We start from the raw sequence: 18,260 nt of genomic DNA, 5'->3' as shown, positions 1-18,260 counted from the left end.
TAAGTTGATCTACTTAGGGTTTGATTGATTAATCAGTATGAAGAAAGGAAGAGTAATTTGAAAAGTTGGTATGTTGTTTTTGCTTTATCAAACAACATACCCTGTTTTTAATGAAGAGCCGCTGTAAAAGGAATGTTTTTACAAATTTCTGCTTCTATTGTTAGTAGCTCATCTAAGCGTTCGTCAACTTCTTGTTTATCAAAGTATTCGTAGGCAAGCTCCACAAATAAATTTTTATGTTTTTCTTCTGACTTAGCTATGGCAACATAAAAATCTTTTTCTTTTCCTTCAGGTAGCGCCTCGGCAACTAAAGAAAAACGTTCGTGTCCCCTCGCCTCGATTACACCGCCAACAAGTAGCCTATCCATTAAAAAACCATCACGACCGTGTCTAAAGTGAGCGCGTATTTGTTTAATATAAGGATCTTTTTTATCGTCGCCTAAATTGGTATCGCGTTCTATCAATAACTTAAGCACTTGCTTAAAATGAATTAACTCTTCTAGTGCTAAGTCAGTCATGGCTTTAACTAACTTACGCTTATCTGGATAATGTGAAAGCATAGACATGGCCATGCCCGATGCTTTTTTTTCAGCAGCTGCGTGGTCTTGTAAAAAAGTTTCAAAGTCAGCTAAAACAACTTCGGTCCATTCAAATGGAGTGTGGTATTTTAATTCAAACATAAGGATACAACTTATAAAATAATGCGTGGATTTTAGCGTATTTAAAAATAAAAATCTTTGCTCATGGTTTAAATTTGGCTCTCATAAGGTAAAAATTTATCTATCCGCCCTTTCGCGGTCGACTCAATTTTTAATGGATGCTTTATATCATTCCACGCGGTGACTTTACCGCCCATATTCATTTTTTCAAATCCGGCTAATTCAGAGCTTATATTTAAAAAATCACAAAGCTGACTAAAACTGTTAGGTTTAGCTATATCTATCGCTAAAAAATCATTTTCTCGATTACTGAAATAAGCCTTAGCATTATCAATATGCTTTTTATAACAGTCAGTTAAATATTTATCGTTATTTATGTTTTCTAGTGAAAAATCTTTAAACGTATTCAAATAACAGCGTTTTAAATGAATATTAAAGCCACCATCTGCCCGGGTTAAATTAGTGTGCATTCGCTGTAAAAGCTGACGGATAGAAGGTAACCAAGCAGCAAGATCTCGCTCTAAATATATAAATTTTGCGCCTGGATAGAATTTATCTAATGCTTGAAAATCGTTAAATACAGGCGTATCTGCTATAGCCAGCGCATTATCAAAACAAGCGGTGGTATATGCAGTATGAGCGGTTGGTATACCAAATTGTAAAAATGCATTGCATACACTGGTGGTCCCGGTTCGCGGTAAACCTATAATAAATATTTTTTGTGTCATGGGGAGTTAAATATCTTTTTCTGAAAACCAAAGTGCAGCATCACCTAAGGGAGTTAATGCTGGTAACTGATTGTTTTTTAGTTTAATAATTGTTTTATTTTTTATATCAGCGTGCTCTATTGCACTGCGGTGATACGCATTAAATAAGCGGTCGAACTCACCGTTACTGCGCATTATTTCGAGTCCTTTTTCGACGGCTTGCGCAATTTTCGGTGTGTCTTTGTTAAAAAAGAAGTAGATGGCGGCTGGGTATTGCAACATTAAATGTGGCACCAAGGTTAAGTTTGCACCTGTATCATCTTTAAAGGTATTTAGCTCTGTTTCAACCTCAAGCAACGATCGAGGAAATACATCCCCCCTGCCTTTTATTAACATATTAAATAATGAGCTGTATTCAATTGATGTTGATACAGTTAATCCACTATCTAATAATATTTTTGTATCAGGCCAATCATGTCCTTGAATAAAATGCACTGGTTTGAGGTCTCTCAGGCTCTCAATACTTGATAAGCTACTAAGCTTGTTTTGTGTGGTTACTAATAAACGCCAGCCATATAATCCTTTAAAAATAGGCACTCTTACAGGTAGGAGTTCTTGCTCTCGCTGCTGTGAAGTCATAGTCCATGCAACATTAATTTCATCGTTATGAATAATTTGTTTTAAAGAGCGGCTTTGTGCCATCGAAATACTCGAAGCATTTAATGTGAAACTCTCACCACTGGATTGCAAGGCGGCCCTTAATAATACTATTGGGTATAAAATTTCATTTTCGCCACTGCGCATGGTTTTTGGATAGACAACTTGTAAAGTATCGCTGGCGTTTTTTGTGTTGTTTTCTATTGCCGATGCACCAGGTGCAACTAAGCTAATAAAATAACAAGTTGAAAAAACAATAGCGAATCGCATCGTTTCTATCGACTTAGTAGTAATATAAAGGCACTAACAACGATAATAGCGAAAGTCATCACCATACTTAATGCGCGTGCTTTCAAATTGTTAGTACTAATAGCAGAGCCATGAAGCGCACGGCTAATAAATAACAAACCACCGAGTGCATGCACATAGTGGCTCGCTAACCCTTGATACTCTAATAAGAACAGTAAAATTAGGCTAATTGGCACGTACTCAATAAAGTTACCGTGAGCCCGAGTTGCACGCTCAAGTGCAGGATGACTCCCATTACCAAGTGAAATGCCTTCAGCCTTGCGTATTTTTACAACATTAATACTCAAGTAAATATAATATAGTGCCAGTAAAGCGGCATAACTTGATATGATCACAGTATTTTCCATTTAATTTTTAAGCAATAATAACACATAACTTAAGCAGTAAAATCACCATTTGTGGTAGAGTGATTTATGAGCTGGAATCGTAATTAGTAAGGATATTATGTGTATTTAAGAACGAGAATAACCAATATCTATCGGGAAATAATTAACAGTATTGGATTTTACCCCTCACTCTTGTCGGTGGCATTTTTATTTTTTGCTGTGCTGACTATGTCAGTCGAGTACTTAGCCCCCATAGAACAATTTAAAACATTAATTTCTTTTATATTAGTTGATAGCGCAGAAAACGCACGCACCATTTTAAGTACTCTTGCAGGCAGTATTATTTCGTTAACCGTCTTTAGTTTTTCTATGGTAATGGTGGTATTAAATGCAGCTAGTGCAAGTTTATCACCGAGAGTTGTTCCAGGGTTGATAACACGCAAGTCGCATCAAATGGTATTAGGATTTTATTTAGGCAGTATTATTTATTCAATTATCATGCTAATAAATATAAACAAACTCGATAATGGTAACACTGCTATTCCGTCTCTTGGCGTGTTGTTTGCGCTTGTTTTTGGGTTAATCTCTTTAGGGTTATTTGTATTTTTTATTCACTCTATTTCAAAAGCAATTCAAGTTGATAACGTATTAAATGGGTTGTTTAGGCAAACCAAAAAAGAAATTCAAGACATTATCAATATGCAAAATGAAAACCCCGTTGATAACTTTCCCGAGTTTTCAAACTGGCATTCAATAAATAGTACGACCGAGGGTTACTACAAAGGGGTTCACACTAATAAATTGTGTGCCCTGCTAGCAGATGAAAACATTGAGCTGTTTATTACGGTTAAGCAAGGTTACTTTACAGTTAAAGGTTACCCGTTTTTAAAATGTAATAAGGATATTTCTGAGAACGAAGCGTTAATTGAGAAAATCCTAGACTGTTTTATATTTTATATAGAAGAATACATTAGTGACCATTACCGCTACGGTTTAACGCAAATTTCTGAAATTGCGGTAAAAGCAATGAGTCCAGGAATTAACGATCCGGGTACTGCGGTTAAATCAATTGATATGCTCAGTATATTATTAATTGATCGACTGAAAATTAATGCAATTAACTATGCGTGTAATCAATCTGAAGCGTCGCCATTACTATATTTTCACGAAACCAGTTTTGATGAACTACTGCATGATAACTTCACCCCTTTACGCAATTATGCAAAAGCCGATGCCTATGTAATGACTAACGTTATTGAAGCATTTAAAAATATTTTATTTATTGCTAATGAGAATGTGGATGCACGAAACAGTGTGTTTAATTATTTAAATGCCATTGTTGATGATATTAATCAGCACATAGTTAACGAATATGATCGCCAAGAAATTAGTAATATGCTGTATGCCATTGTGCGTATTAGTGAGTCACAAGGAAAGCAGTTGGTGGCACGATTTGAGCGCCACCCACCTATAAGAGCTTAATCAATATAATAAATTGCGTAACTTGATGCGCTTATTGTAATTTCACCAGCATGATATGCATCGGGTACATAGTTGCTCGGTGCACCATCAGCCATCATTACTTTTTCACTGCGCATGTAAGGCACTGATGGCATATCAAGTGGACTTAATGACGCACTATATAAGCCTTTCAATTCAACATCAAAATCATCAGTTAACTCTTTTGCCGCTGCTTTAGCTTGTTTAATAGCTAATTTTTGTGCTTTTTTGTGCAGCTCATCGTAGTTGCTCGCTAAAAATTGGGTTTGCCTAATTTCATTAATGCCATTATTAACTAAGCTTTGTAAAAGCTCAGGGTATTTATTAATCGCAGAAAGTTTAATTGTCAGCGTTCTCGATACTTTAAAGCCGGTAAACTCTTGCTTACCTGTTTCACGGTTATATTGATTATCGCGATAGATTGAGATTTGACCAGCATTAATATCGGCATCAGCTACACCTAGTTTTTTTACTAAACTAATTGCGTTGGCCATAGTGGTGTCGGTTTGTTTTTTTGCGGCAATTAAGTTTTTATCTATTTCAGTAATACCTACCGTTAATAGAACATGATCGGGCATAGTTGTTAGTGAAGCTTCACCTTTAACATAGATATGCGGCTCTTCAGGTGCACTGGTTGCATAGGCTGACGTACTGAGCAAAGCAGCCGTTATTATCGAAAGCGTTTTCATAAGTCTATCCTTTTAAATTTGATTGCCTTAGTTAACACCTTATGTGGTTAATTGCAGATGAACAAGCATAAAAAAACAGGCAAAAGCCTGTTTTTTAGTAATGAAGCATTAAATGCTGCAACGCTTATAGTTACGATACTTCGGTAACCAGTAGTTTCTGTCGATGGCTGCCCACAGTGCATCATCTGAAATTTCAAGGGCAACGCCCTCTTCAATCGCTTTTTTAGCGACTGCAAAAGCAATGCGTTTACTCAGCGTTTCAATTTCTGTTAACGCAGGTAATAAGCTACCTTTACCTGTATTGGCTAATGGTGATGACTCTGCCAACATTTCGCTCGACATAATTAACATTGCATCGGTAATACGCGTTGCTTTAGCAGCAATTACACCTAAACCAATACCAGGGAAAATATAGCTGTTATTACATTGAGGAATGGGGTAAGTCACGCCGTTATAAACAACAGGCTCAAATGGGCTACCTGTGGCTACAATCGCTTTACCATCAGTCCATTTGATAACATCTTCTGGGTAAGCTTCTACTTGTTTAGATGGATTACTTAACGGGAAAATAATAGGTGCTTCACATTTCGCGTGCATAGCGCGAATAACTTGCTCAGTAAATAAGCCCGGTTGACCTGATACACCAATTAAAATATCTGGTTCAGCGCAGTGCATTACATCTAATAATGACGCGTATTCGCCGCTGTAAGTCCAATCGGCTAGGCAGCTTGTTGGTTGCGCTAACATTTGTTGGAAGTCGCGTAAGCCTTCCATGCCATCAGTTAACAAGCCAAAGCGGTCAACCATAAACACTTGGCTGCGTGCTTGTGCTTCACTGATGCCTTCAGCCACCATAGTGCTAACAATTTGTTCAGCAATACCACACCCTGCAGAGCCTGCGCCGACAAACACGACTTTTTGAGTCGATAGTTTAGCGCCTTTAACACGACAAGCTGCTAATAAAGAGCCCACAGTAACCGATGCAGTACCTTGAATGTCATCATTAAAGCTACAAATTTCATTACGGTAACGCTTTAATAATGGCATAGCATTTGGTTGTGCAAAGTCTTCAAATTGCAGTAACACGCTTGGCCAACGACGCTTAACCGCTTTAATGAATAAATCTAAAAACTCATCGTACTCATCTTGCGCAATACGCTTATGTCGAGCACCCATGTACATTGGGTCGTTTAATAGTTTTTCGTTATTGGTACCTACATCAAGCATAACCGGTAATGTGTACGCTGGGCTAATACCGCCACAGGCGGTATACAAAGAAAGCTTACCAATTGGAATCCCCATACCGCCAATACCTTGGTCGCCCAAGCCTAAAATACGTTCGCCATCGGTAACCACGATAACTTTAACTTTACCTTTAGTGGCATTACGTAAAATATCGTCAATTTGAAAGCGATCTTCATAAGAAATAAACAAACCACGGGCACTGCGATAAATATCAGAAAACTTCTCACAGGCATCACCCACCGTTGGGGTGTAAATAATAGGCATCATTTCTTCAATATGATCGCGTACCAAACGGTAGTAAAGCGTTTCGTTATTGTCTTGAATGGCACGTAAATAGATGTGCTTATTTAAGTTGTCATTAAAACTTGAGTACTGTTGGTAACAACGCTCAACTTGCTCTTCTATTGTTTCGTAACGAGGTGGAAGTAAACCAGCAAGATTAAAGTTTTCACGCTCTTTTTGGCTAAATGCACTTCCTTTATTCAATAACGGGGTTTCAATTAGGCCTGGGCCAGAATAAGGAATATAAAGATAATTTGGATCGGTATTTGTAGTCATATTTCCAAGCTTTACTGAATCTTAAATAATGATCTGCCATTATCATTGTTAAAGGCTAAATTGCAATGACATTTAAGCTTGTCAGACCATTGAAAATGTACAAATACAAGCGCTACTTTAGTATGAAGCCACTCATATTTGGTGAATATGTTAGCTGCCTGATGTGGGTTTAAAACGTTAAACGCGCATTAAATAATGTGCGTGCTTTGTTTAATGGTTACAACAGTGCCAATTATGTTTAGGTTTGCTAATTTTTTTACGTTAGTTAACATGCTATTTTCAACCAAATAGTTATTAACTATTAATCTGTTACATTTAAAACAGCAGGCAGCAAACCTGCTGTTTATTATACATGTTTTAAAATTTAAATGAGGCTTTATTATTACTTAAATCAGATAACGCCATCCCTTCTCTGCGCGGATCGGCAGCGCCATACAAACGGTTGTTTTTTACCTCTACCACATGCAAGCCTGAGTTTAGGTCAATCACACGTACATCATGGCCGCGCTCTTCAAGCTCTGGTACAAGCGCTTCAAGCTCAGTACCTTTCTCAAGGCTAGTATAATCATTACGATTGGTGGTTCGGGGTAAATTAATGGCTTGTTGGGCGTTTAAATCCCAATCTAGAACACCAATAACCACTTGCGCTACATAATCAATAATACGACTCCCACCAGGAGAGCCCACTACTAAGCGTAAGCTGCCATCTTGGTTAAATACCATCACCGGTGACATTGAGCTGCGCGGGCGTTTATGCGCTTCTACTCTGTTAGCCACTAACTTGCCATTTTTACGCGGCGAAAGTGAAAAATCAGTTAGCTGATTATTTAAAATATAACCATTTACCATCACTGTTGAGCCAAACGCCATTTCAATAGAGCTGGTCATTGATACGGCGTTGCCGTTGCTATCAACAATCGATACGTGTGAGGTAGAGGGCAGCTCAAAAGAATCATCGTTTGCATAGCTTAAGTAATCTACTGGGTTGCCTGGCTGTGCTTTTTGATCTTTTTCAGTGATTAGTTCTGCGCGGGTGGCAATATAGTCTTTATCTAATAATTCTTGGGTAGGTACTTGGGTAAAGTCAGGGTCGCCAATGTATTTATTACGATCGGCAAACGCAATACGTGAGGCTTGGCTAAAGTAATGAATTGCATCGGAACTATTGGCTTTTATGCTAGCCATGTCTTTGTGTTCAAGCAAACCTAAAATTTGTAGCACTGCAACACCACCACTGCTAGGAGGCGCCATAGAGCACACATTATACACTCGGTATTTTATACAAACGGGTGCACGCTCTTTACTGCTGTAATTAGCAAGGTCTTGCACAGATAATTTACCAGGCGCGATTTTTGATTTTTGCACCGCTTTTACCATGGCTTTAGCGTTATCGCCTTTGTAAAACGCATCTATTCCTTTTGAAGCAATATCTTTATATAAATTAGCCAATGGCTGATTTTTTTTAATACTACCTACTTCAATTACTTTGCCATTAGGGAAAAAATACTCATTAATCACCGGCATACTCATTACACCTGGGTTTAATTGTCTAACCAGTAACCCATGTAATCGAGGCGATACTTCAAACCCTTGCTCAGCAAGTTTAATAGCAGGTTTAAATAAGCTAGCCCAAGGTAAGGTGCCATACTGTTTATGGGCGCTGGCAAACGCATGTAATATACCGGGTACGCCTACAGAGCGACCACCTACAACCGCTTCTATCCATTTTACTGCATTGCCGTGTTTATTTAAAAACAGGTTTGCATCGGCATTACTCGGTGCGGTTTCGCGGCCATCAAAGCTGGTAAGTTTATTATTAGCTTTGTTGTAATACATCATAAATGTACCACCACCAATGCCTGATGATTGCGGCTCGACTAATGTAAGTACTAATTGGGTGGCGATAGCGGCATCAACCGCACTACCGCCTTGGGCTAAAATGGCTCTACCCGCTTGTGAAGCATACGGGTTTGCCGCGGCAACCATATATTTATCGCCAGCCACTAAATGTTTTTGTACAACGCCTGTAGCCGCTTCAGGTTCACGTGTTTCAATTGTGCTTGCTTGCTGTGCAAATAAAGGTAAAGACAGTGCACTTAAAGAGAGAGCAAATAAAGAGTTGAGCTTAAAATTCATAATTACTGATTAAACTTAAATTGCATGGAAGATAATTGGCATCTTAAAGTTAAACAGGCACAATATGCAAAAATAAATATAAAAATGATCCCTAAATGCTTAATTTACCTCTTCAGCCGCGCTATGTTTTCCCTCCTTTGTGTTTAATTTTATTAAGCTCACTTTTAGCATGGCTGGGTATAAACGACGAACTTGAGTTTAATCGTCAACTGATTGAACAAGGCCAACTATGGCGTTTATTTACCAGCCAATTTGTACATGCCAACTGGGCGCACTTAGGGTTGAATTGTGCCGGTATCGCGCTTATATGGTTATTGCATGGTGAGTACACATCACCAAGCAGATATGGTTTTAATATTGCCACATTGGCAATTTGGTGTGGCTTAGGTGTTTTTTGGTTTTGCCCCACAATTACAATTTACACAGGGCTTAGTGCCCTATTGCATGGCGTGATCATTTGGGGAGCGATAAAGGATGTCACTGTTGGACTTAAATCGGGTTATGTGTTGTTTATTGGTGTGTGGGTAAAGTTAATCGCTGAACAAATAAATGGCCCTAGTGCTGATATAGGCGCATTGATCAACTCAACGGTGGCTGTTGATGCACATTTAATAGGCGCAATTGGTGGCGTATTGTTAGGCGCTCCTTTAATTATTAAATTCATCAGCAAAAATAAAGAATAAAAAAACGCCACATTGTGGCGTTTTTTATTAATTTACCGCTATTTATAGTGTTTCTTTAAACAACTTATAAATACGACGGTATTCGTCTAACCAGCTCGAAGGCTGCACAAAACCATGCGGCTCTACTGGGAAGATTGCTGTTTCAAAGTTTTCTTTCTCAAGTTCTATTAAACGCTGTACTAAACGCACTGAATCTTGAAAGAACACATTATCATCAACCATAGGCGCATTGATTAATAAATGCTTTTTAAGCCCTTCAGCATAGTAAATAGGAGAACTACGTTCATAAGCAATTGGGTCAACATCTGGGTGATTCAAAATGTTAGCGGTATAGCCCGTGTTGTAATGTGCCCAATCAGTCACAGGGCGAAGCGCCGCTCCTGATTGAAACAAATCTGGCGCGGTAAATAACGCCATAAAGGTCATAAATCCGCCGTATGAACCACCATAAGTACCAACCGCTTGAGTATCAACGTTGGCATTTTCAGCCATCCATTTTACGCCATCAGCTAAATCTTGTGTTTCAGGTGTTCCCATTTGGCGGTAAATAGCAGTACGCCAATCACGGCCATAACCTTTAGAAGCACGGTAATCCATATCCATCACTACGTAACCTTCATCGGCAAGTAATGAATGAAACATAAATTCGCGAAAGTAACCAGACCAACCCATGTGTGAATTTTGCAGGTAACCGGCACCGTGGTTAAAAATAACCGCTTTACGGTTTTTACCTGTTTCACCTTCTTGGTAATCAGCCGGGTAATAAACTTTGGCGTATATTGGCTGATCTGTATGGCTTGAAGGCACAGCAACAATTTTAGGCGCCGTGAGTTTTTTAGCTAAAAACGTCTCAGATACCGTGTTAGTTAAACGAGTTGCGGTTGTGTTTGCTTTAGCCTCAGCCACATAAAGCTCAGTGGGCATAGTGATTTTAGAGTGTCTTAATAATAACTTAGACTGATCTGGGCTTAAGGTATAATCCGTCATGCCATTTAAGTCTGTTACTTGCTCACTAACACCTGTTTGTGGGTTTACACGGTAAATTTCGTAAAGACCAGGATGCTCAACATTCGCTTTATAGTAAATGGCATTATTGTTATCAGTGAGGGTTAAATTAGATACTTCAAATTTACCCATAGTTAGCGCAGTCGCTTTACCATCGAGTGGCTTTTTATAAAGCTGACTATAGCCCGACTCTTCTGATAAATAATACAAGGTAGTGGAATTATTTAACCAACCAAAGTCGTTAAAGGCATAGGCAATCCACGCATCGTCATGTAAACGATGTTGAGAGACAAGTTTGTTATTTTCAAAATCTACAGTGACTAACCAACGATCTTTGTTATCCCATGCTTCAAGCATAATCGCTACTTGGCTACCATCATCGTTCCAGCTAATAGGTGATTGATTCCAACCCCAGTCTGAAATAACGTTAATACCACGAGGTTGTTTTTTAGATTTATAGGTTTTGCCTTCACGGGCGTAGTTTTCTTTTTTAACCTCAGCAAGTACATCTTCATCAAAACCAGGTAAAGTATTGAACCCTAATGTGGTTTGGCTTTGATCTGCAAGGTTAATATAAACAAGCTCAGAAGTTTGCTCTTTAGAATCAGCTACGCGGCGGCGAACTTTTTTAGGCTCTATCGTCGCATCATCAGTGATGTAATTAGGCATAATATCGCCTTCACCACGCCATGAGCTTTTTTCTTGTACGACTACAATTAACGCATCGCCATTTGGAGAAAGCTCTGCTTCATCAACCGTGTTGCCATCGCCTAAATAATAATGGGTGTTAGCAATTGAGCTGTTATTAGCTTTTACTTGCTCTTTACGCGCATGCTTATCTTGTTTATTTTTGTGCTGCAGTGCAATGTAATCAATAAGCTTATGTTGCTCTTTGGCAATATAAGTTGATGGTTCTTTTACGCCTTGTGGTTTGTCAGCGAGTTTTAAATTGGCTATTTCGCGGGTTAAACCTGTGGTTAAATCCACTTTGAAAAAGATATTACCCTGACGATACGCTAAGTTACCATCGTTTAAAAACTGTGGTTTTGACTCAGTAGCAGAGCTTTGCGTAATTTGTTTAATTACGCCTGACTTTACGTTTTTGATAAATACGTTACCCTCAAACACATAAGCTTGAAGTGATTTATCGTTAGAAAAAACAGCTTTACTTGAACCAACACGGTGTAATTTTTCTAGTGCCACTTGCTCTGCTGTTTGTGAGTTTACAGCTTGAGTGAATAAATCTCTTAGCTCACTACCTTGCTGCTTACGCGCATAAATAATGGTACTTGAATCTGCACTCCAAAAAGCGCTTTGTGGCTGGCGTCCAATCCAATCAGGATGCGCCATGGCTTGTTCAAGGGTGATTTTTGATTGGCCCAAACCTGCGGGCGTGTTAACAACATTAGCAACGGTGGTATTTGTTTGAATAGATGAGTCAGTAGAAGTTGTGGCGGTTGCGGTACAACCCGCTAACATAACACTTGATGCAACAGCGATTGCAACAAGTGTTTTAGAAGATGAGAATTTAAAAATCATAGTGCTTCTTGACGGTTATTATAATTAACCATATTTAAGCAGAAGCACCTTTATAATTGCAATTATTTAAGATAAACAACGCTGATATTGGGGTGAATAACCCGTTTATTCAACCGTTAAATCAAGCCATACCATGCGGTGGTCGCTTGATGCATTTCTATCTTTAATTAAACGATATAAGTCGCTTTGCTTTTTCGGCCAAAATACACCGCCATCTTTAATGGTTAATCCATAATTTGAAGGCAAAACGTAATCAACCCGTGCTTGCCAGCTAGCGGTATAATTTTTAGCATAAGCTTGTGAGTATTGCTCTTTAGCGCCCTCACTTGTTGGAATGAAGTCAGCGTTAATCAATGGGCTTTTAAGTATTTGATCTGTTGTATTGGTGCGCTTTTTATCACCCTCAGCAGTGGCATTTAAGTCACCTAAAATCACAAATCGGGATTGTGCTGCAAGGCCACCCTTTTTACCGCTATCATCATAGATGTAACTTTCGTTATTAACGTAATCAGCAATGAGCCTAATTTCATCATGGTTGCGAATGCCATTTCTGTCTTCATCGCCATCAAACACAGGCGGTGTTGGATGCGACGCTAACATATGGACTACTTTATCGTTTACCTTTACGGGTATATCCCAAAAAGATTTAGAGCTTAAACGTAAAGCATTCCACTCTGCATCGTTATACCAATTGGTATTGGTTTTTGGGTCAACCGGCATTTTTACATTGGGTAAATCTTTGTGCTTAAAGGTTTGCAGTGTTCTGATATTGTCAAAATCAATTGGATAACGAGATAAAAACGCCATTGCATAATGGCCTTCAAAAAAACCAAAGCCCTGTGCATCACCCATTACACCGGTTTTTTTACCATCGTTGTCTAAGTCAAACTCAGTTGCTAAGCCAGTATTAACGGGGGCGATGTAAACGTATGGGTAATCAATTGCTGCTTGATTATTTTGCCCTACATTTAAGTAGTGGCTTTTAAAATACTCAATACCTTGCTCTTTTGGAATGTAGTCAAACTCATTGAGTAACACCACATCTGGGCGGACACGTTGGATTATTTCAGCAATATTTTTAATTTGCTGGTGGTCTGAACGAAGCGCGTTTACCAATGCATCACTTTTTACTTGTTCATTTTTAGCGGTGTAATTAGTGGCGTCCATACTAACATTGAAGGTTGCTACGCGTAGCGATTCAGCCAATACAGGGCTGGTAGAAAAAACAGCAAATAACACACTGCTGATTGCTGTAATACTCAGATTACGTTTCATTATATGAATCCATCTATAATTAATAATAAAATAGTGCTGCTGACAATAACCCACAAAGTAATGGCCATCAAAAACGGCTTTATACCTGCTTGTTTAAGCACTGATAACGACAAACCACTGCCAATTAGGAACAGTGTCATCACTAATAATTGCTTAGCCGCACTATTAATAAGTTCCCATGTGGATGAAAACGAAGGCATATAAGTATTAATTAATGCGGCTAATAAAAAACCGACAATAAATAAAGGAATACTCGCCTTTTCATCAGAGCGCATAAACACACCTGCAACAGCTGTATAAGGAATGATCCACATTGCACGGGTCAATTTTACCGTAGTGGCAATACTCAGTGCCACGGCACCATAAGTAGCCGATGCCCCCACTACGCTGCTAGTATCGTGAATGGCTAATGCGGCCCACAAACCAAACTGCTGTTGGGTTAACTCAAAATAGTGCCCAATTGCGGGAAATAATAATAATCCCACGCCATTAAGTAGAAATACAATCCCTAAGGCAACGGTGACTTCGTGATCTTTAGCCTTTATGACCGGTGCCATAGCGGCAATGGCGCTGCCACCGCAAATAGCGGTACCAAATGAAATTAGCACGCCTGTATTACGATTAAGCTTAAAAACCTGGATTAAAATCTCTCCAAGCCCGATTATGGCAGTAATACTAACAATTGTTAATACTAAAGAGCTGCGTCCCACCTCAATTACTTCATTAAAATCAACAGCAAAGCCTAGGCCCACAACGGCAAGCTTGAGCATCACTTTACTGGCCTTTTGAGAAAGCTCACTAAACGGGTTGCCTAAGGTAATGGCAAATATTGCGCCTAATACCAATGCACTTCCTGCTCCTATAAACGGAGTCATACACAGTGCCAGTAATAATATGAATGTTGGCTTATGCAGTTTAGCGATCATCATAGTTTAAGCCCGAATAAGTTTATTAGTCAGTTTATGGACAACGGGGGCAACAAATACAACTGTGGGAAAGGCAATACAAAAAGCAAATAACCACGCTTTAAGCCATATAGTTACAATATTATCGACCATGCCCACATTAAATATTGAAATAACAAATGACATAAACCCAGACATGAAAAGTGCCATAAAAAAAGCAAACACAATAGTACGAAACTTTGGATGAATCATTGAAAAACAACCTTTAGAAGGTAAAGCGATAAATTGGATTAAATTTATCGCTTTATTTTTTAACTTATAATAGCGATTTGCTGGTAGCTAATACACCTGGGTAATCCTGCTCTGGCAAGCAAGATGTAAGTTCACTTAGGCGGCTACCTAATTGCTGTAAACTCTCACCCGAGACATTTATATGCCCCATTTTACGACCTGGCTTAACACTTTTACCATACCAGTGACTGGTTACATCCGCTGTTTTTAAAACATCAGCAGGAATTTGTGCTTGGCCTAATACATTGATCATAGCAGTAGGATGCTTAATTTGCGTATTACCCAAAGGTAAACCTGCGACAGCGCGCATATGGTTTTCAAATTGCGAGCAATGAGCACCTTGCTGAGTCCAATGCCCTGAGTTATGCACGCGAGGGGCAATTTCGTTAACTAATAACGTGCCCTGTACATCAAAAAACTCTATGGCCAATACACCTATATAATCAAGTTCTTGTGCTATACGAGTAAATGCTGAGGTTGCTTGGCTCTCTACTAAACTATTATCTTTACCGGCTACCGAAAGCGTTAATACACCATGGGTATGTTGGTTTTCGGTAAGTGGATAAACTGCAACGTTACCCTCTTTGTCGCGCACGCCAATAATAGAGACTTCACGATCAAACGGGATCATTTTCTCAGCAATAATTGAATGAGGTGCATGCTCTGTACCTGAGGCAATAAAGTCGGCCATTTCAGCCCAAATAGTGTCTATTTCATCATCTGATTTTAAACGCCACTGGCCTTTGCCGTCATACCCAGCTTGGCAGGTTTTTATTACTAACGGTTTGCCTAATGTTTTAACTGCTTGTTCAAGGTGCGCTTTTTCAGTAATAAGTTGGTATGGGGCACAAGCTACTTCGGTTTTATCTAACAAAGCTTTTTCAAGCGAACGGTCACCACCGGTTTTTATTGCTTGTTTACCTGGATAAAACTTATTGCTATTACAGCAAAGCGTTAATACATCATCGGGGATATGTTCAAATTCAGCGGTAATCGCATCTGCATCATCGATAGCTTGCTCAAGTGTGGTTGCATACACTTGGTTGGTTAGCGGGTGCACAATTTGTTGGCTGCCAACATCATAAGCAACCACATTTAAATTAAGCGGTGCGCCAGCAAGGCTCATCATTCGCGCAAGCTGCCCAGCACCTAAAATTAATATAGTCATTATTACTCTGCAGGATTTGGGTTAGCTAGAATAGTGTCGGTTTGCTCTTTACGAAACGCTTCAATTTTGGCGAAAATTTCAGGGTTTTGACAGCCTAATATTTGTGCAGCCAATAAACCGGCATTAGCTGCACCAGGCTCACCAATAGCCAATGTGCCAACAGCAACGCCCTTAGGCATCTGGCAAATAGACAATAATGAATCAACACCATTTAACGCTTTTGACTTAACTGGAACGCCTAAAACAGGCAATGATGTAAACGCTGCAGCCATACCCGGTAAGTGGGCTGCCCCACCTGCGCCTGCAATAATTACTTTAATGCCACGCTCGCTTGCTGAACTTGCATAATCGGCAAGTAATTGAGGAGTGCGGTGAGCAGAAACCACTTTAGTTTCATAAGCAATGCCAAATTTTTCTAGCATCAGCGCAGCGTGTTCCATGGTTGGCCAATCTGATTTAGAACCCATAATAATGCCAACAGTCATAAATACTCCTCAGTAATGTATTTTAAAAATAGCGGACTTATGTCCGGTTTTATGGCGGGTATTATATACTTAAATGCCGCAGTAATGCGACCAGCAGGCAATAAAAAAGCCATGTTAAACATGGCTTTTTTAAAATGCTTGAAATACTTGCTGTTATGCTTCTTTACTCGCCAAATATTCGCTGTAGTTTCCTCTAAAGTCGATTATTTTACCGTCTTTAATTTCCCAAATACGGGTAGCAACTGATGATACAAACTGACGATCGTGTGATACAAACATCAAGGTACCTTCATACGCTTCAAGTGCTAAGTTAAGCGCTTCAATTGATTCCATATCCATGTGGTTCGTCGGTTCATCCATTAATAAGATATTTGGTTTATGCATCATGATTTTACCAAACAGCATACGACCTTGCTCACCACCTGAGATAACTTTTACAGATTTTTTAATATCGTTTTGCGAAAACAACATACGACCCAAGAAACTACGAACAACTTGCTCGTCATCACCCTCTTGCTGCCACTGCTCCATCCACTCAAATAAGTTCATGTCTTTTTCAAACTCATCGGCATGATCTTGTGCATAATAGCCAATGTTAGCATTTTCGGACCATTTAAACTCACCGCTTTTAGGTGCTAAACGCCCTGCTAAGGTGTTTAGTAGTGTTGTTTTACCCACACCATTCTCACCAATAATAGCAATGCGTTCACCTACTTCAACTAGGCCTTCTAATCCTGAGAATAAAGTTTCTTCAAAGCCTTGCGATAAGCTGGTCATTTCAAGCGCGTTACGGAATAACTGCTTTTCTTGTTCAAAACGAATAAATGGCGACTGACGTGATGAGGCTTTCACTTCGTCTAATTGAATTTTATCAATACGTTTTGCACGTGAAGTGGCTTGCTTTGCTTTTGAGGCATTAGCAGAAAAGCGCGATACAAACTGCTGTAGTTCAGCAATTTGGCTTTTCTTTTTGGCATTTTCACTCAATAAACGTTCGCGAGCTTGAGTTGCTGCAAACATATATTCATCGTAATTACCCGGGTAAATACGTAGCTCACCATAGTCAATATCGGCCATGTGTGTACAAACCGAGTTTAAAAAATGACGGTCATGCGAGATGATAATCATGGTACAGTCACGTTGATTAAGTACATCTTCTAACCACTTAATCGTGTATATATCCAAGTTATTGGTAGGCTCATCAAGCAACATGATATCAGGGTCTGAAAACAACACTTGAGCTAATAGTACACGCAATTTAAAACCGGGTGCGATTTCAGACATAGGGCCGTAATGTTGCTCTGTCGCTATACCAACACCTAATAATAGCTCACCCGCTTTTGACTCGGCAGAATAGCCATCCATTTCAGCAAACTCAGTTTCAAGGTCGGCTACTTTCATGCCATCCTCTTCACTCATCTCAGGTAGGCTATAGATACGGTCACGCTCTTGTTTAATATCCCAAAGCTCTTTGTGACCCATAATTACAGTATCGATCACTGAGTACTCTTCGTAAGCGAATTGATCTTGATTTAGTTTAGCAACACGTTCATTAGGATCTGTGCTTACATTACCCGATGATGGCTCAAGCTCACCGCTTAGAATTTTCATAAACGTTGATTTACCACACCCATTGGCACCAATTAAACCATAACGGTTTGATTCGCCAAATTTAGCTGAGATATTTTCAAATAACGGTTTAGCACCAAATTGCATGGTGATGTTAGCTGTACTAATAATAGCGCTACCCTCCAAGGGAGACTGAAGTATTTAAATTGCGCGCAGTTTAAACCAAACGAGTGATTTTTTCTATGAAAGTTTATGTAACAACCTAAAGTAAACAAGCGCTGTTTATTAACTATTAAAGCATTAAAACAGACAAAGGAATGGACGGATAAATGGACAAAAAAGCTGAGTAAAATTCACTCTTGTGCTGTTTATGCAGTAAAAATATGTTTAATAAAAAAACAATCGCCGTTACAGACAAATAACTAAATTAAACGTGCTAAACCGCTAATTGGTCGCATTTTACTTTTATTAACATTTTATACGGCTATATTAACGTTTTTTATAGTATTAGAGTTTTAGCTCTACCTATGCCGAAAGTAATAACTATGAAAAAA

At 39.0% G+C, this 18,260-nt stretch carries 16 protein-coding genes; 2 read left to right on the top strand and 14 right to left on the bottom strand.

Annotated features, from left to right (window positions below):
* Positions 1 to 107 precede the first annotated feature (107 nt).
* From AC27JR_RS14655 to AC27JR_RS14640, 4 genes are all read right to left on the bottom strand, one after another.
* Positions 108 to 680 carry a MiaE family protein gene (locus AC27JR_RS14655; protein ID WP_013464932.1) on the bottom strand — a complete coding sequence of 191 codons (573 nt, stop codon included), beginning with the start codon at positions 678 to 680 and terminating at the stop codon, positions 108 to 110.
* A gap of 68 nt (positions 681 to 748) precedes the next feature.
* Entirely contained in the window at positions 749 to 1,387 is a 639-nt protein-coding gene (locus AC27JR_RS14650) for a sulfotransferase (protein WP_076919519.1), read from the bottom strand.
* A 6-nt stretch (positions 1,388 to 1,393) separates the two neighbouring features.
* Positions 1,394 to 2,293 carry a type 2 periplasmic-binding domain-containing protein gene (locus AC27JR_RS14645; protein ID WP_076919518.1) on the bottom strand — a complete coding sequence of 300 codons (900 nt, stop codon included), beginning with the start codon at positions 2,291 to 2,293 and terminating at the stop codon, positions 1,394 to 1,396.
* A 5-nt stretch (positions 2,294 to 2,298) separates the two neighbouring features.
* Complete coding sequence (locus AC27JR_RS14640; RefSeq protein WP_487173995.1) at positions 2,299 to 2,667, bottom strand: MAPEG family protein; 369 nt, start codon at positions 2,665 to 2,667, stop codon at positions 2,299 to 2,301.
* A 111-nt stretch (positions 2,668 to 2,778) separates the two neighbouring features.
* On the opposite strand from AC27JR_RS14640, the gene AC27JR_RS14635 reads away from it, so the two are divergent.
* Entirely contained in the window at positions 2,779 to 4,140 is a 1,362-nt protein-coding gene (locus tag AC27JR_RS14635) for a DUF2254 domain-containing protein (RefSeq protein ID WP_487173994.1), read from the top strand.
* On the opposite strand, the gene AC27JR_RS14630 is transcribed toward AC27JR_RS14635, so the two are convergent.
* The 3 genes from AC27JR_RS14630 to ggt all read right to left on the bottom strand — a co-directional run bounded on the left by AC27JR_RS14630 (position 4,137) and on the right by ggt (position 8,786).
* Positions 4,137 to 4,847: an SIMPL domain-containing protein gene (locus AC27JR_RS14630; protein ID WP_487173993.1), complete on the bottom strand. Its 711-nt coding sequence runs from the start codon at positions 4,845 to 4,847 to the stop codon at positions 4,137 to 4,139. The two genes, AC27JR_RS14635 and AC27JR_RS14630, sit on opposite strands and share 4 nt — an antisense overlap.
* Positions 4,848 to 4,955: 108 nt before the next feature.
* A complete protein-coding gene (locus AC27JR_RS14625; RefSeq protein WP_131691039.1) occupies positions 4,956 to 6,650 on the bottom strand; it encodes an NAD-dependent malic enzyme in 1,695 nt (564 codons plus the stop codon).
* A gap of 357 nt (positions 6,651 to 7,007) precedes the next feature.
* A complete protein-coding gene (ggt, locus tag AC27JR_RS14620; protein WP_487173992.1) occupies positions 7,008 to 8,786 on the bottom strand; it encodes a gamma-glutamyltransferase in 1,779 nt (592 codons plus the stop codon).
* A 95-nt stretch (positions 8,787 to 8,881) separates the two neighbouring features.
* Here ggt and rrtA point away from each other — a divergent pair, with 95 nt between their 5' ends.
* Positions 8,882 to 9,469: a rhombosortase gene (gene rrtA / locus AC27JR_RS14615; RefSeq protein ID WP_487173991.1), complete on the top strand. Its 588-nt coding sequence runs from the start codon at positions 8,882 to 8,884 to the stop codon at positions 9,467 to 9,469.
* Positions 9,470 to 9,511: 42 nt separating this feature from the next.
* Here the strand turns inward: rrtA and AC27JR_RS14610 are convergent, their stop codons facing one another.
* From AC27JR_RS14610 to AC27JR_RS14580, 7 genes are all read right to left on the bottom strand, one after another.
* The gene (locus AC27JR_RS14610) at positions 9,512 to 12,013 is read right to left on the bottom strand and encodes a S9 family peptidase (protein WP_487173990.1); all 2,502 of its coding nucleotides are present in this window, start codon (positions 12,011 to 12,013) and stop codon (positions 9,512 to 9,514) included.
* 105 nt (positions 12,014 to 12,118) lie between these two features.
* Entirely contained in the window at positions 12,119 to 13,288 is a 1,170-nt protein-coding gene (locus tag AC27JR_RS14605) for an endonuclease/exonuclease/phosphatase family protein (protein ID WP_487173989.1), read from the bottom strand.
* Entirely contained in the window at positions 13,288 to 14,217 is a 930-nt protein-coding gene (locus AC27JR_RS14600) for a YeiH family protein (protein ID WP_487173988.1), read from the bottom strand. Before AC27JR_RS14600 ends, AC27JR_RS14605 begins: the two co-directional genes overlap by 1 nt.
* A 3-nt stretch (positions 14,218 to 14,220) precedes the next feature.
* A complete protein-coding gene (locus AC27JR_RS14595; protein ID WP_076919509.1) occupies positions 14,221 to 14,445 on the bottom strand; it encodes a DUF2798 domain-containing protein in 225 nt (74 codons plus the stop codon).
* A gap of 64 nt (positions 14,446 to 14,509) precedes the next feature.
* Complete coding sequence (locus AC27JR_RS14590; RefSeq protein WP_487173987.1) at positions 14,510 to 15,652, bottom strand: 5-(carboxyamino)imidazole ribonucleotide synthase; 1,143 nt, start codon at positions 15,650 to 15,652, stop codon at positions 14,510 to 14,512.
* Between the two features lie 2 nt (positions 15,653 to 15,654).
* Entirely contained in the window at positions 15,655 to 16,137 is a 483-nt protein-coding gene (gene purE / locus AC27JR_RS14585) for a 5-(carboxyamino)imidazole ribonucleotide mutase (RefSeq protein WP_008114610.1), read from the bottom strand.
* A 153-nt stretch (positions 16,138 to 16,290) separates the two neighbouring features.
* Complete coding sequence (locus tag AC27JR_RS14580) at positions 16,291 to 17,877, bottom strand: ABC-F family ATPase (RefSeq protein ID WP_076919581.1); 1,587 nt, start codon at positions 17,875 to 17,877, stop codon at positions 16,291 to 16,293.
* Between the last annotated feature and the right edge of the window lie 383 nt (positions 17,878 to 18,260).

It is taken from the genome of Pseudoalteromonas sp. NH0006-26 (genome assembly GCF_057552415.1).
The sequence above is the reverse complement of the archived record's forward strand: the minus strand, read 5'-3'. Positions and strand labels throughout refer to the sequence as shown.